The following is a 13,705-nucleotide window of genomic DNA, read 5'->3' as shown; positions in this document are numbered from 1 at the left end:
GAAACTCATTGTGTGTCAGCCATGTTTTGTGCCTGATTTCTAAGCCATGTCTCAAGCGACTCAGAATTAGAGTCGCCCAAGGCGCGAACTAGACCTTTTCGATCAAGCGCTAGCCGCAAACATTCTTCATGAACCCAAGCCCCTCTTCCATGTAGCTTTCGCTGCTGGTCGAGAAGAAAACTTTGATTCACTGAAACAATTTTTAGCAAGTGCTCCATCGAATCTCGTTGGCGGCAGCCAACACAGGTCCGAATAGGCTCCATTCTAGGGCCCCTTACCTAATGACGCTATCCCTCAAGGATGCTATCTGGCTGGATGTCGATTTTGGCGCCGGTCAATTTTGCCGCCAGTCGGGCGTTCTGACCCTCTTTTCCGATTGCCAGTGAGAGCTGAAAATCAGGAACTAACACTCTAACTGCCTTGGTTGCAGCGTCTAAAACAAAGCTGTCCGACACTCTGGCTGGTGACAAGGCGTGAGCTACGAAAGTTGCCAAGTCCTCTGAGAAATCAACAACGTCGATTTTTTCCTCATTCAATTCCGCGCTAACAGCACGGACTCGCTGGCCAAGTTCGCCAATGCAGGCTCCCTTGGCATTGATTCCGGGTTCTTTCGCGAAAACCGCAATCTTTGTCCTGTGTCCTGCCTCGCGAGCAACAGAAGCAATTTCCACTTGTCCGGAAGCGACCTCTGGAACCTCCATTGCGAAAAGTTTTCTAACCAAACCAGGGTGTGTCCTGGAAACCGTGATTTGAGGCCCTCTTGTTCCCATTTGAACGCTGGTTACATAAACTCTGATGCGACTTCCGTGCAAATACTGTTCGGTTGGGACCTGCTCTTCGGGAGGCATAAGAGCCTCAATTGAGCCTAAGTTCACGTAAACCATGTGTGATCGAGAACCCTGTTGAATCTGCCCAGCGACTATGTCGCCCTCTTTGCCCTTGAACTCTCCCAGCAGTCCCTCGTCTGAGATGTCTCGCATCCGCTGCGCAATAACCTGTTTCGCGGCGTAAGCAGCAACTCGACCAAAACCTTCGGGGGTCACTTCCTCTTCGCCAATGGGCTCTAGGTCCTCATCGAGAGTGGATTGGAAGATTCGAACGTGACCGGTTTTGCGATCAAGCTCGGCTCGGGCTCCCTTTACTGGTTCCGGAAATCCCTTGGCGAAAGCGGCCAAAATGGCGGCTTCAATAATCAGAACTAGTTCGTCAAATGGGATTTCCCGCTCGCGCTCCAGTAGACGAAGAACTTGTAAATCGATATCCATGACTCGCCTCTTTTTAGTTTCTAGCGCTTAGCCATTAGCTCAGCGAGAACTGAGTCTATCTTTACTTGGGAGCGTTCGCCTGTCGCTCTGTTCCAAAGCTCAACTTCACCATCTGCCACACCTCGGCCACAGATGATTATCCATGGGTTGCCAATCAGCTCCGCATCGGCAAACTTCACTCCCGGGCTGACTTTTAGTCGGTCATCAAACATGACCTTGAGCCCAAGAGCCTCAGCGGCTAGGGTCAGAGACTCGGCGGTCGCGAAGGCAGCCTCATCTTTACCTGCCGCAATCACGTGAAGGTTAGCTGGAGCCACTGAATCCGGCCACATCAAACCAGCATCGTCGTGGAACGACTCGGCTATTACCGCCACCAACCTGGTCACGCCAATGCCGTAGGAGCCCATGGTTACTGTCACGAGCTTGCCGTTGGAATCAAGAACCTTGAGGCCAAGTGCTTCAGCATATTTGCGACCAAGCTGAAAAATGTGACCGATTTCGATGCCGCGGGCCATCTCCAACGGCCCTGAACCATCCGGGGCCGGGTCCCCAGCGCGAATCTCTGCAATGTCCGCAATTCCATCCGAGGAAAAGTCTCGACCAAAAGTCAGGTACCAAGTGTGCATCTGATCTTTATTGGCCCCACTGATCCAAGCACTTCCCTCAGCGACCCTCGGGTCTAGAAGGTACTCAATTCTCGAATCGGTTTCTAGCCCCAAAAATTGCTTCGAATCTCTTCGGGGTCCGATGTAGCCCTTAACAAGTTCTGGGTGACTCTTGAAGTCCGCTTCGTTGGCTTGCTCTACGTCACACCCAAACCACGCTTCGGCCCGCTTTTGATCTACGTCTCGATCGCCGGGAATTCCAACCGTAACCAGCCTGCGCTTGCCGTCTCCAGTTATTAGCGCTAGCACGACGTTTTTCAAGGTGTCGGATGCTTGCCAGGTGCCGTCCGTCTTGGGGTGGTTCTCATTCGAAAAACTGACCAAGCTGGCAATTGTTGGAGTGTTGGGCGATGAGTGATCTACCGCAGCCTGGTCATCCGGAGTGACGGCGGGAGACTGTGCGAATCTAACCGCCTCGACATTGGCGGCGAAGCCAGAGGCCGATCGAACAAAGGAGTCTTCGCCAATTTCCGAGGGGTTCAGGAACTCTTCCGATTTTGACCCGCCCATCGCGCCGGCATCCGCGCTAACGACTACATACTCCAGACCTAGGCGAGTGAAAATACGCTCGTAAGCTGCGCGTTGGGCTTGATATGAAACCTCGAGGCCTTCGTCAGTAACGTCGAAGCTGTAGGCGTCTTTCATTACGAACTCGCGACCACGTAAAAGACCGGCTCTTGGCCTGGCCTCGTCGCGGTATTTATTTTGAATTTGGTAGATGCTCAGTGGCAGGTCTTTATAGGAATTATAAAGATCCTTAACTAAAAGAGTAAAAACCTCTTCGTGAGTTGGAGCCAGCAAGTACTCCGCGCCTTTTCTGTCCTTCAGCCGGAAAATATTGTCTCCGTAATCGTTCCAGCGACCGGTTATCTCGTAGGGCTCTTTTGGAAGCAGGGCCGGAAAGAAGACCTCTTGGGCGCCAGCAGCAGCCATTTCTTCGCGAACGATTTGCTCAATCTTGTTTTTGACCATCAGGCCAAGAGGCAGCCAACTAAAAACTCCCGGTGCCGCGCGCCTTATGTAACCCGCGCGTACAAGTAACCTGTGGCTTTCAACCTCAGCGTCAGCAGGGTCTTCTCGAAGGGTCCTTAGAAATAATGAGCTCAGGCGATATGGCATGAGCACAATGTTATCTACTCCCCGACGGTAACCTGAGCGGTTCCGATAAGTGCGCTATCCATTTCGGCTGCGATTCGGTTCGCCTCTTCAATCAAAGTGGCAACAATTTCATTTTCCGGAACCGTTTTGATGATCTCACCCTTTACAAAAATTTGACCCTTGCCATTTCCTGAGGCAACTCCCAAATCCGCTTCTCGGGCTTCGCCCGGTCCGTTTACAACGCAACCCATAACTGCAACCCTGATTGGGACAGTCAAGTGAGAAAGCCCCTCGGTGACATCGTTCGCGAGCGTATAAACATCTACTTGAGCGCGTCCACAACTTGGACAGGAGACAATCTCTAGTTTTCTGGGACGGAGGTTCAGGCTCTCCAAGATCTGCGAGCCCACCTTGATTTCCTCAACCGGCGGAGCGGAGAGCGAGACTCGAATCGTGTCACCGATTCCCTGCGCCAACAAAGCACCAAAGGCCACTGAGGACTTGATGGTGCCCTGGAATGCCGGTCCGGCCTCGGTAACTCCTAAGTGAAATGGCCAGTCCCCACGCTCAGCAAGAAGCTGATAGGCCTTCACCATAACCACTGGGTCATTGTGCTTCACAGAAATCTTGAAATCGTGAAAGTCATGCTCTTCGAAAAGACTCGCCTCCCAAACCGCGGACTCCACAAGGGCTTCGGCGGTCGGCTTGCCATATTTCTGCAGCAGCCTTGGGTCTAGAGACCCGGCATTTACACCAATCCGAATCGATATTCCAGCGTCCTTGGCAGCTTTTGAGATTGCGCCCACCTGGTCATCGAATTTTCTAATGTTTCCGGGGTTTACTCGCACTGCGCCGCACCCAGCTTCGATCGCCTGGAAGACATAGCGCGGCTGGAAGTGGATATCAGCGATAACCGGAAGCTGAGATCGCTTGGCAATGACCCTCAAAGCTTGTGCATCGTCGCTTGTGGGGACAGCCACCCGAACAATGTCACAACCTGTGGCGGTCAATTCAGCAATTTGCTGAAGTGTTCCGTTGATGTCTGTGGTTTGGGTGGTGGTCATAGACTGCACCGAAATTGGAGAATCCGAACCTACAGGAACCTTTCCAACCATTATTTGGCGAGTTTTCCGCCTAGGGGCGATTGTCAGTGGGGGTCCTACGGGAAGACCAAGATTTACAGCCGGCAATTATTACCTCTCGTTTGCTCCAAGCTTCAACAGCAAAGGAGGAAAGTTACTTCCTAACCCAATGTTATTGGGTTTACAAGGTCCGCTAATATTAGTATGAGGCCCGTTGCAATGAGCAGCATCCACACCGCATAGGCAATAGGTAGTGCTTTAGCGGTGTCGATTGGACCCGGGTCACTCTTTCCAAAAAGCACCCACGACCTTCTCTTTGCGCTTTCGTAGAGCGCCCCGAGAACATGTCCACCATCTAGCGGCAGCAACGGAATCATGTTGAAAACGAAAAGTGCAAGATTCAAAGAGCCTATCAACAGCAACAGCGAGGCGAGCTTGGCCTCCACACCGATATCGGCGGCAGTGAGCTCTCCCGCTAACTGGCCCACACCCAAAATGGAGACCGCACCATTTGGATCTCGATCCGTGCCGCCAAAAGTACTTGCCGCAACCTTATAAACCTGTTGCGGCAAATCGGCCACGAATGCCAGCATCCCACCGGTTGCAGTTAGAGAAAAGCTAACCGATTCGCCGATGCTCAATGGCGTCATCTCAGACCCCAACTGAATACCCAAAATTGGCCTGAGCTCAGTGACTTTGTTGCCGGCCGCGTCTAGCGCTGCCGCACCCGAGTCCAGAAAAACTTGAGTCTCGATAAATGACGGCGTAATCGCAAGGGTGATATTCGCCCCGTCACGAACAATTCCCAGCATTGACTGACTCGTCTGATTCTTGTTGAGTCCTGCAATCACTTCGGTCCAGCTCAGAACCGGCTTGCCATTGACCTGATTGACGATGTCGCCAGGCAAGAGTCCAGCGGCAATAGCGGGCGAGACCGGAGATCCACTCGGGCAATTACCCGCCGTATCAGCCTCAATGCATTCATAGACCTTGTTGACGCTCATCGTGGATTGCATTGTTCCAACACCACTCAGCGCTAGCAGAATAAGTAGCATCCCCAAAATAAGATTCATCAGCGGGCCGCCGAGCATGATAGTCAGCTTCTTGGGGGCGGACAGCTTGTAGAACTGGCGATTTTCATCGCTGGGCTCGATGCCCTGTCTTACTTGCTGCCTAGCATCCCTAATCCAACTCGCGAATGGACCCCGATACGGCTTGGACTCGGGAGGATACATTCCAGTCATGAGGATATAACCGCCGAGCGGTATTGCCTTGACGCCATACTCGGTGTCGCCCCTAGTCCAAGATTTAACGGTTGGGCCAAAGCCGATCATGTATTGATTTACCCGAACGCCAAAAATTTTCGCCGGTATCAGGTGACCTATTTCGTGCAAGCCTATAGACAGAGCAATTCCAATTAGGACAATTGCAATTCCGGCCGCGTACAAGAGGATGTCGATCACGAAACAAGGGTACCTAACACTTGGGGCTTTAGCTCTCTGCTATCAGCGAATCGGCAGTCCGTCTGGCCCAACTTTCGGAAGCCAAGACGCTTTCGAGACTCAACGGCCCCGGAGTGTGCACCTGAAGTACCTTATCGATTGTGTCGGTAATTCCAAGGAACGAGATTTCACCCCGGTGAAAGGCCTCCACGGCCTGCTCATTCGCCGCGTTATAGACCGCCGGAAAAGTAAGCCCTGCCTGCCCCACCTGCCGGGCCAACTTGACGGCGTTGAAGACATCCTCATCCAGCGGCTCGAAATCCCATCGATGGCTTTGAGTGAAATCCAACGGTTTTGTCGAATGGGCAAGCCGATCTGGCCAGCCAATTGCAAAGCCAATCGCGAGTTTCATATCTGGTACTGAGGCCTGTGCAATCACCGAACCGTCATAGAACTCGACCATAGAGTGAACAATGGACTGGGGATGAACGGTCACGGCGATGTTTTCAAACCCGATTCCAAACAAAATGTGAGCCTCAATTACCTCGAGGCCCTTGTTTACCATCGTCGCGGAATTAGTTGTTATGACCTTGCCCATACTCCAAGTCGGGTGCTTGAGAGCCTGAGCTGGAGTCACATTCTCGAGATCGGCTCTTGACATATTCCTAAACGGACCGCCAGATGCGGTCAATATAAGTCTTGAAACCTCAGATTTTTGGCCTGCCATTAAGCACTGTGCGATTGCCGAATGCTCTGAGTCAACGGGCAAGATTTGATCCTTGGCCGCCAGCTTCGTAACTAACGACCCGCCAACTATCAGAGACTCTTTGTTGGCCAGAGCCAGCTTGCTTCCCGCGCGAAGTGCCGAAAGGGTTGCCATCAACCCGGCAGAACCGGTTATCCCGTTCACAACGACATCTGCCGACAGCTCGCTGGCTAAATCGGCAGCCAGTTCGGGACCCAGTACTGCCCTGTCAATGGGCAAGCCGAATTGGACTCGCTGAGCCTCAAGTAACTCAGTATTCGAGTTTCCCGAGATGCCGACTAGCTGAAACTTATCGGGATTCGCCGCGAGCAACTCGAGAGTTTGAGTGCCGACAGAGCCCGTGGAGCCTAATACCAAAACAGTGCGCATCTACCAAAGCTTAGAACTCCATCCGCATTGCGAGTCAGGAATGATAAAAATCCGAATAAGTATCTAGAATTTAGAGATGAGCCTTGAACAAAAAAGAATCTTGACGACCTCTATCCCGGGACCTAAGTCTGTGGAGCTTCAAAAGCGGAGAACCGCGGTTGTTTCCGCGGGAGTCGGGACAATGCTTCCGGTATTTATTGAGCGCGCGCACGGAGCGATTCTCGAGGATGTCGACGGCAACCAATTGATCGATATGGGAACCGGCATTGGAGTTGTAACTATTGGGCACACAAACCCCGGGGTCGTTTCCGCTGTTCAAGAACAGGTTGCAAAACTGACTCACACCCTCTTCACGGTTGCCCCCTATGAGAAGTACGTTCGAGCAGCTGAGCTTTTAGCAGCTCACTCCCCTGGTTCTTTTCCGAAAAAAGTTGCATTTTTTAATTCAGGTGCAGAAGCCGTTGAAAATGCAGTAAAGATTGCACGGCGAGCAACCGGAAGAACAGAGATAGCGGTGTTCGACCACGCCTATCACGGTCGAACCAGCCTGACGATGGCCATGAACTTTAAGGCGCATCCCTATGCCACAGGCTTCGGTCCGCTTCCCGGGAGCATTCACCATGCACCCATGAGTTACCCATTCCGCGACCCTGAGGGAATGACTGGCGAGCAGGCAGCTGCCAGGACAATTACCTACCTAGAAAAAAGAGTTGGTGCGTCCCAGCTTGCCGCCGTTTTCATCGAACCGATTCAAGGCGAAGCTGGATTCATCGTCCCGGCTCCAGGCTTCCTAAAGACAATCGATAGCTGGTGCAAGGCGAACGGAATTGTGATGGTTGCGGATGAAGTTCAAAGCGGTATGGCGAGGACCGGAAAATGGTTCGCTAGCCAGTGGGAAGACGGCTTTGACCCCGACCTAGTGACTGTCGCCAAAGGAATTGCCGGCGGAATGCCGCTATCCGGCGTTGTAGGCCGGGCCGAAATTATGGATTCAGCGCATGCGGGTGGCCTAGGTGGCACCTTCGGTGGTTCACCAACCGCCGTGGCGGCCGCAGTGGCGGTAATGGAGCAGTTTGAGCAAGGAGACTGGCTAAATCGCGCCCAAGAGATTGGCGCCCTAATTGTCAAGCGTCTGACCGAGATGATGGCGATCTATCCAATAATTGGTGAGGTTCGTGGAGTGGGCGCTATGCAGGCGTTTGAACTAGTGATGCCAGGTACCCTTGATCCCAACCAACCGGCCACCGAGGCGCTCTTGAAGCACTGCCACAAAAATGGTGTCGTGGTTCTCAATGCCGGAACCTATGCGAACGTAGTTCGCTTGCTTCCCCCGCTTTCCATCTCCGACGATCTACTTCACGAGGCATTGGATGTCATTTCCGAAGGACTGGCGACCCTCTAATTCCCTAGCCAGTTTCCGGCCAAAATAGCGCCTGAGCCGGAGCTAAACCGACGCTGAGACTGGAATAACATGAGTCAATATGAAGACCGCCAGCGATTAGCTGGGCTATTCGCCAAAGAAGTGAGCGTGTACGTTTCGACCCATCCGAAGTCGCAAACGGCTCACCAAAAGTCTCAAGCGTCGCTAGTCAATGGTGTTCCCATGCTCTGGATGGCGAAGTGGCCGGGACCATTCCCGATTTACGTGGATAGTGCAAAAGGCGCCCACTTCACAGACCTTGACGGCAATGACTTCACCGATTTTTGCCTCGGTGACACTGGAGCGATGTCTGGACACGCTTCGGCGCCGACTGTGAAGGCAGTGCAGGACCAGATAGCTAAGGGGGCCACCTTTATGCTGCCCACCCTTGACGCGGCAATAAACGCCGAAACACTGGGTGCCCGTTTCGGTCTTGCCAAGTGGCAGTTCACTCTTAGTGCGACTGACGCCAATCGCCACCTAATACGATTTGCTAGGCAAGTAACCGGCAGGACAAAGATTGCAGTCCATGACTACTGCTATCACGGAAGCGTTGACGAGACCTTCGCGGTTCTTGATCATCAGGGCAACACTATTTCGAGGCCAAATAATATTGGCAAGCCGTCGGAGCTTCACACTACAACGGTCTCACTGCCCTTCAATGACTTGGCTGCTGCCGAAAAGGCACTTGCGACCGGTGAAGTCGCCCTATTGCTAATTGAACCGGGATTAACAAACATTGGCATCGTGCTGCCAGAGGCTGGTTATCTCGAGGGACTCCAAGCGCTGTGCAAAAAGCACGATGTAATCTTTGCGTTGGATGAGACCCACACTCTTTCCGCAGGCGCCGGAGGCATCACAGCCCGAGACAACCTCAAACCAGACGCAGTCGTTCTTGGCAAGACCATAGGTGGCGGAGTGCCAGTCGGAGCAATTGGTTTCACGGAAGAGCTTTCAGAAAAGATTGCCAACAGCTTAGAACTGGAGAGCATCGACGTTGGAGGTGTCGGCGGAACGCTAGCCGGGAATGCCCTTTCAATGGCCGCAGTCCGTGCCACCCTCGAAGAAGTGCTGACCCCAAAGAACTTCTCGCGAATGGAGCAGCTGGCAATTACTTGGCAGGCTAACATTCAGGCCACCATTGATGAATATCAACTGCCCTGGCAAGTTTCCCGAATTGGCTGTCGAGGCGAATATAGCTTTAGAAAAACCGCGCCTACAACAGGAGCGGAAGCTGCGGCTGCCGAGGACTTTGAATTGGGTCAGTTCCTTCAGCTTCACGCAATAAACCAAGGGATTCTGATGACGCCGTTTCACAATATGGTTTTGGTCTCACCCGACACGACTGCCGTCGACATTGAAAAGCACCACCGCCATTTTCGCGATGCCGTGGAACTGCTATTTGCTAAGTAGCTTTCGCTTCTTCATTGCCGATCTAACCTGCACCGCTATAACAATTGCGATTGCAACGATGAAAACAAACGAGCCAACTACATTTGCCTCCGGTGGGATTCCTCTGGCTGCCGCCGTATAGACGAACTTAGGGAAAGTGTCGACCGAGCCTGAGTTGAATTGAGTAATGATGAAATCATCGAAACTCAAGGCGAACGCAAGCATGGCCGCCGAAAGAATTCCAGGAAGCAACAGCGGGAAAGTAATCTTCCAAAAAACCTGTATCGGAGACGCATAAAGATCTCGGCCAGCCTCTTCTAGGGCTGGATCCAAAGTTGCGACCCTGGCTTTCACAGTGACGACCACAAAACTCAAGGTGAACATGACGTGAGCAATGATCACTGTGGTTAGACCCTTTGTCCAGCCGAAGTCTAGGAACTGAGCCGCGAGCCCTGCGCCCATTACAACCTCGGGGGTTGCCAGGGGTAAAAACAGCAGCAAGTTGGTGGCGCTGCGGAATTTGAAACGGTATCGTACGAGCGCAATAGCAATCATTGTCCCCAGGACTGTCGACACTGCCGTTGCAATGACAGCGACTAGCAGAGAGTTGCCGAAAGCCCCACAGACGCCTGCCTGATCGCAAACGTTTAGCCAGTTATCAAGAGTGAAGCCGCGCCAGATTATGTTCGACTTAATCGAATCATTAAAAGAGAACGCGAATGTGTATCCAATTGGGATCATCAGGAACAAAAAGGTCAGGAACACATAGGTTGGAAGTAAGTACTTACCCAACGAGAAACGGGTCATAGTAGGTCGTCCGTTCCACTGCGTCGAACATATGCTGAGACAAAGACTACGATCGTCGCCATGAGCATTACCGAAATTGCCGATGCCGTCGGGTAATCCTGAATTCTGAGGAAGTTCGCCTCCACCACGTTGCCAATCATCGCAGTGTCTGGGCCTCCTAAGAAGTCCCTGCTGGCAACAACGTAGTCTCCGCTAATCGGGATGAACGTCAAAAGGGTTCCGGAGATGACTCCTGGAAGTGACAGGGGAAGGGTTATTTTCCGGAAAGTTTTCGACGGACTTGCATAGAGATCGGACCCGGCCTCAACCAGGCTCAAATCAAGTCGGTCTAGGTTGGCATAAATTGGCAGCGTCATAAACGGGATGAAGTTGTAAACCAAACCAAAAACCACCGCGAAGTTTGTGCCAATTATGTAGCTGTCCGCTCCGAAAACACCGATGTCCTTGAGCACGTTGACGACCAGCGAATCATTGGAGAAAATCTGCTTCCAGGCAAAGGTTCGCAGCAAAAATGAGATAAAGAAAGGTGCCACAACCAGGGTTAGCAGGATGCCCTTGAGAAGTGGTCTGTTTCTTGACTTGACGGCGATGAAGTAAGCAATGGGGTAACTAATAGCCAGGGCAATTACTGTTGCGAGCACTGCGAAGCTAAACGAACGAAAGATCTGGGGAGCATACTGCGTAACCGCGTACGCGTAGTTACCGAATTCAAGGCCTAGGTCATACCTTCCGATTGCCCCGGTAGCACTTGGGGCTTTTAAGGAGGTGATGATCAGAGACACCAAAGGCGTGATAAAAAATAGGGCTAGGTAGAAAAGGCCTGGCAGCAATAAAAACAGCGCCACGCGACCGGTCTTGGAAGGTCCCTGCTCCTTAGCCGGAGCCTGTGACCCAAATGCCACGAACGCCATTAGTGCTCTTCTTCTACTCCGGATGGAAGATCGGACAGCCCAAAGCTGTGCTCGATTTTCCAGCTGACATAAACCTGCGCCCCAAGCTCCACGACGGGAGAGCGGCCGACGTTTTGAGCAAAAACAGTCATAACTCCAATTCCCGGAATATCGATCTGATACTGATTGGAAACTCCAGTGAATCGAATGTCAGTTATCTCTCCCGGGCCCAAAATGTTTAGGCCGGGGTCATCGTCTGGCTGAGTCTCGTGGAAGTATGTTTTTTCGGGCCTTACTCCGATTGCGATAACTCCGGTTACTTTCTCACTTCTTTTGGTCAAGCCGGTAATTTTCTTACCCTTGTATTCAATGCTTGTGGTTTCGGAGTTGGTCTCGGTGACCTTGCCAATAAACATGTTCGATTGTCCCAGGAATTTGGCTACGAAGGCTGTTTTCGGTCGGTCATACAGAACCTCGGGTGCACCAAGTTGTTCGATGTGCCCCTGATTCATGACCGCTACGGTATCGGCCATGTCCATGGCTTCTTCTTGATCGTGAGTTACGTGCAGGAATGTCAGCCCGACTTCCATCTGAATCGCCTTGAGTTCAATCTGCATCTGACGACGAAGCTTGAGATCCAAAGCTCCTAGTGGCTCATCTAATAAAAGCAGAGACGGACGGTTCACAAGGGCACGTGCAAGAGCGACTCGTTGCTGTTGGCCCCCGGATAACTGCTGTGGTCTGCGTTGGGCCAGATGCTCAAGCTCCACCATCGCAAGAGCTTTTTCTGCCTTTGAAAGCGGGTCGGTCAACTTACGTTGCCTGATTCCGAAAGCCACATTTTCCAAAACGCTCATGTGCGGAAACAGCGCGTAGTTTTGAAAAACTGTGTTTACTGGTCGCTCGTGAGGCTTCATGCCGGCAATATCTTTGCCGCCGAGTAAAATTTCACCCTTTGAAGGGCTCTCGAGCCCCGCAATCATGCGGAGAGTCGTTGTTTTACCGCAGCCCGATGGGCCTAGAAGGGCAAAGAACTCCCCGGCTGGAATTTTGAGGTTGAGATTGTCAACCGCAACAAAACCGGGGAACTCCTTGCGAATACCTTTAAGCTCCAGATCTTGACCTCTGGCTATGAACTCAGTGGCCACCTAGGAACCTAGAAGAAGGTTTTGCCAAGCAGCTGAGAAACGCTGCTCTTCTGGTCCGGTCAAACTCCGGAAAGAATGGCTCTTGGCCAGAGTGTCGGCGTTCGGGAAAATCAGCTGGTTTTCTGCCAATTCCGGATCCTCCTCAGCGGCAATTTCCTTAGCCCCAACTACTGGGGTGATGTAGTTCACCCAAAGAGCAAGTTCAGCTGCGTTTACGGGGTCGTAGTAATACTCGATTAGCGCCTCAACGTTGCGCTTGTGAGTTGCGCCCATTGGAACTACAAACTCGTCAGCCCAAAGAGTTACTCCGGATTCCGGGAAGACAAAGCCGAATGGGTCTGGGTTTTCATCGGTGCCACTCTCGAAGTTGATAAGAGTGATGTCACCAGACCAAGCAGTTGCAGCGATAATGTTGCCGGTTGTTAGGTCGTCCAGATAGCTGTTTCCACGAACGTTATAAACCTGTCCGCTGTCAATCTGGGCCTTGATTTCATCTAGGGCTAGGTTAAAAGCATCCTCCGTGAGGCTGTCGGCAGAGGTAATGTCGATTCCTTGGCTCAACAGAACAAGCCCAACAGTGTCACGCATCTCGGAAAGCAAACCGACGCGTCCCATTAGCTCCGCAGCCCAAAGGTCAGACATGGTTGCAGGCGCATCTTTACCGGTTGCCTCTTTGTAGGCCTGCTTGTTGTAACCGATGCCAGCAAATCCACCCTGCCAAGGAATCGAGTAAACGCGGTCCGGGTCATCCGGGTTTCCCTGGTAGCCAGGAGCTAGGTTTGCGACTTTGTTTGGCATGTTCGCGTTGTCAAGCGGCTGAAGGTATCCAAGACCCCGAAGGCGAGCTGCCATCCAGGTGGTTGGACAGGCAACATCTGCACCGATGTCTTGTCCGAGCTCTAGCTGGTCCTTGACCTTGGCATACCAAGTGTCGTTGTCATCAATCTCAACGCGGTAATCGACAGTGATTCCACTCTGTTCTTGGAAGCGAAGCAAAGTTGGGTAGTTGCCATCATCATCTTCGTCCATGTAGGCGGACCAGTTATGCCAGACAAGTACCTTTTCACTGTCGGAAAGATCGGTAGCCGCAACAACTGTCTCTTCCGCGGCCGCACAGGATGCTAGCGACAACGCTGCAGCGGTTCCTCCGACTCCGGCAAGGGCCGCTCTGCGAGATATCTGATGCTGTCTGGCCATCTGAACAAGTTGAGCAAGCATTGGGTCTTGAGGTAGTCCTCGCTTCATAGCATTCTCCTAGGTTCCGCAGCTTCCTGCGATTATCGGTTATCCACGTCCTATTTTCTTGAGGGTCCAAAGGCAATTGAAAGCTTTGCACAAGTTTCACAAAAAAAGAGGCAACG

General features: G+C 52.3%; 12 protein-coding genes. 2 read left to right on the top strand and 10 right to left on the bottom strand.

Annotated features, from left to right (window positions below; genetic code table 11):
- Positions 1–5 precede the first annotated feature (5 nt).
- From ABXT50_RS02080 to dxr, 6 genes are read right to left on the bottom strand one after another with little or no spacing between them, the layout of a single operon-like run.
- Complete coding sequence (locus ABXT50_RS02080; RefSeq protein WP_415274523.1) at positions 6–263, bottom strand: YlxR family protein; 258 nt, start codon at positions 261–263, stop codon at positions 6–8.
- A 24-nt stretch (positions 264–287) separates the two neighbouring features.
- Positions 288–1,265 carry a transcription termination factor NusA gene (gene nusA / locus ABXT50_RS02075; RefSeq protein ID WP_415274522.1) on the bottom strand — a complete coding sequence of 326 codons (978 nt, stop codon included), beginning with the start codon at positions 1,263–1,265 and terminating at the stop codon, positions 288–290.
- 20 nt (positions 1,266–1,285) lie between these two features.
- Positions 1,286–3,049 carry a proline--tRNA ligase gene (locus tag ABXT50_RS02070; protein WP_415274521.1) on the bottom strand — a complete coding sequence of 588 codons (1,764 nt, stop codon included), beginning with the start codon at positions 3,047–3,049 and terminating at the stop codon, positions 1,286–1,288.
- A gap of 14 nt (positions 3,050–3,063) precedes the next feature.
- The gene (ispG, locus tag ABXT50_RS02065; RefSeq protein ID WP_415274520.1) at positions 3,064–4,218 is read right to left on the bottom strand and encodes a flavodoxin-dependent (E)-4-hydroxy-3-methylbut-2-enyl-diphosphate synthase; all 1,155 of its coding nucleotides are present in this window, start codon (positions 4,216–4,218) and stop codon (positions 3,064–3,066) included.
- A 53-nt stretch (positions 4,219–4,271) separates the two neighbouring features.
- Positions 4,272–5,573: a M50 family metallopeptidase gene (locus tag ABXT50_RS02060; protein ID WP_415274519.1), complete on the bottom strand. Its 1,302-nt coding sequence runs from the start codon at positions 5,571–5,573 to the stop codon at positions 4,272–4,274.
- A gap of 28 nt (positions 5,574–5,601) precedes the next feature.
- Complete coding sequence (dxr, locus tag ABXT50_RS02055; RefSeq protein ID WP_415274518.1) at positions 5,602–6,687, bottom strand: 1-deoxy-D-xylulose-5-phosphate reductoisomerase; 1,086 nt, start codon at positions 6,685–6,687, stop codon at positions 5,602–5,604.
- A 76-nt stretch (positions 6,688–6,763) separates the two neighbouring features.
- Here dxr and gabT point away from each other — a divergent pair, with 76 nt between their 5' ends.
- Together gabT and ABXT50_RS02045 are read left to right on the top strand one after the other, a co-directional pair.
- Positions 6,764–8,089, top strand: a complete 1,326-nt coding sequence (gene gabT / locus ABXT50_RS02050; RefSeq protein ID WP_415274517.1) for a 4-aminobutyrate--2-oxoglutarate transaminase — start codon at positions 6,764–6,766, stop codon at positions 8,087–8,089.
- Positions 8,090–8,158: 69 nt separating this feature from the next.
- The gene (locus ABXT50_RS02045) at positions 8,159–9,520 is read left to right on the top strand and encodes a transaminase (RefSeq protein ID WP_415274516.1); all 1,362 of its coding nucleotides are present in this window, start codon (positions 8,159–8,161) and stop codon (positions 9,518–9,520) included.
- Here ABXT50_RS02045 and ABXT50_RS02040 read toward each other — a convergent pair.
- The 4 genes from ABXT50_RS02040 to ABXT50_RS02025 are packed head-to-tail and all read right to left on the bottom strand — an operon-like array spanning position 9,506 to position 13,589.
- On the bottom strand, positions 9,506–10,306 hold the full coding sequence (locus ABXT50_RS02040) for an ABC transporter permease (protein ID WP_415274515.1): 801 nt from the start codon (positions 10,304–10,306) through the stop codon (positions 9,506–9,508). The two genes, ABXT50_RS02045 and ABXT50_RS02040, sit on opposite strands and share 15 nt — an antisense overlap.
- Positions 10,303–11,217 carry an ABC transporter permease gene (locus ABXT50_RS02035; RefSeq protein WP_415274514.1) on the bottom strand — a complete coding sequence of 305 codons (915 nt, stop codon included), beginning with the start codon at positions 11,215–11,217 and terminating at the stop codon, positions 10,303–10,305. The genes ABXT50_RS02040 and ABXT50_RS02035 overlap by 4 nt, the downstream gene beginning before the upstream one ends.
- Positions 11,217–12,344, bottom strand: a complete 1,128-nt coding sequence (locus ABXT50_RS02030; RefSeq protein WP_415274513.1) for an ABC transporter ATP-binding protein — start codon at positions 12,342–12,344, stop codon at positions 11,217–11,219. Before ABXT50_RS02030 ends, ABXT50_RS02035 begins: the two co-directional genes overlap by 1 nt.
- Positions 12,345–13,589, bottom strand: coding sequence for an ABC transporter substrate-binding protein (locus ABXT50_RS02025; protein WP_415274512.1), 1,245 nt, complete (start codon positions 13,587–13,589; stop codon positions 12,345–12,347).
- Positions 13,590–13,705 lie beyond the last annotated feature (116 nt).

This window comes from Aquiluna sp. Uisw_065 (genome assembly GCF_047731275.1).
Classification (GTDB): Bacteria; Actinomycetota; Actinomycetes; order Actinomycetales; family Microbacteriaceae; genus Aquiluna.
This window is presented reverse-complemented; position numbering and strand designations above follow the sequence as displayed.

Bases quoted from the DNA above. Each gene is read 5' to 3' on its own strand.
- ABXT50_RS02040 (WP_415274515.1), bottom strand. From the start codon at position 10,306: ATGACCCGTTTCTCGTTGGGTAAGTACTTACTTCCAACCTATGTGTTC.
- gabT (WP_415274517.1), top strand. From the start codon at position 6,764: ATGAGCCTTGAACAAAAAAGAATCTTGACGACCTCTATCCCGGGACCT.
- ABXT50_RS02045 (WP_415274516.1), top strand. From the start codon at position 8,159: ATGAGTCAATATGAAGACCGCCAGCGATTAGCTGGGCTATTCGCCAAA.
- ABXT50_RS02035 (WP_415274514.1), bottom strand. From the start codon at position 11,217: ATGGCGTTCGTGGCATTTGGGTCACAGGCTCCGGCTAAGGAGCAGGGA.
- ABXT50_RS02070 (WP_415274521.1), bottom strand. From the start codon at position 3,049: ATGCCATATCGCCTGAGCTCATTATTTCTAAGGACCCTTCGAGAAGAC.
- ABXT50_RS02080 (WP_415274523.1), bottom strand. From the start codon at position 263: ATGGAGCCTATTCGGACCTGTGTTGGCTGCCGCCAACGAGATTCGATG.
- nusA (WP_415274522.1), bottom strand. From the start codon at position 1,265: ATGGATATCGATTTACAAGTTCTTCGTCTACTGGAGCGCGAGCGGGAA.
- ABXT50_RS02025 (WP_415274512.1), bottom strand. From the start codon at position 13,589: ATGAAGCGAGGACTACCTCAAGACCCAATGCTTGCTCAACTTGTTCAG.
- dxr (WP_415274518.1), bottom strand. From the start codon at position 6,687: ATGCGCACTGTTTTGGTATTAGGCTCCACGGGCTCTGTCGGCACTCAA.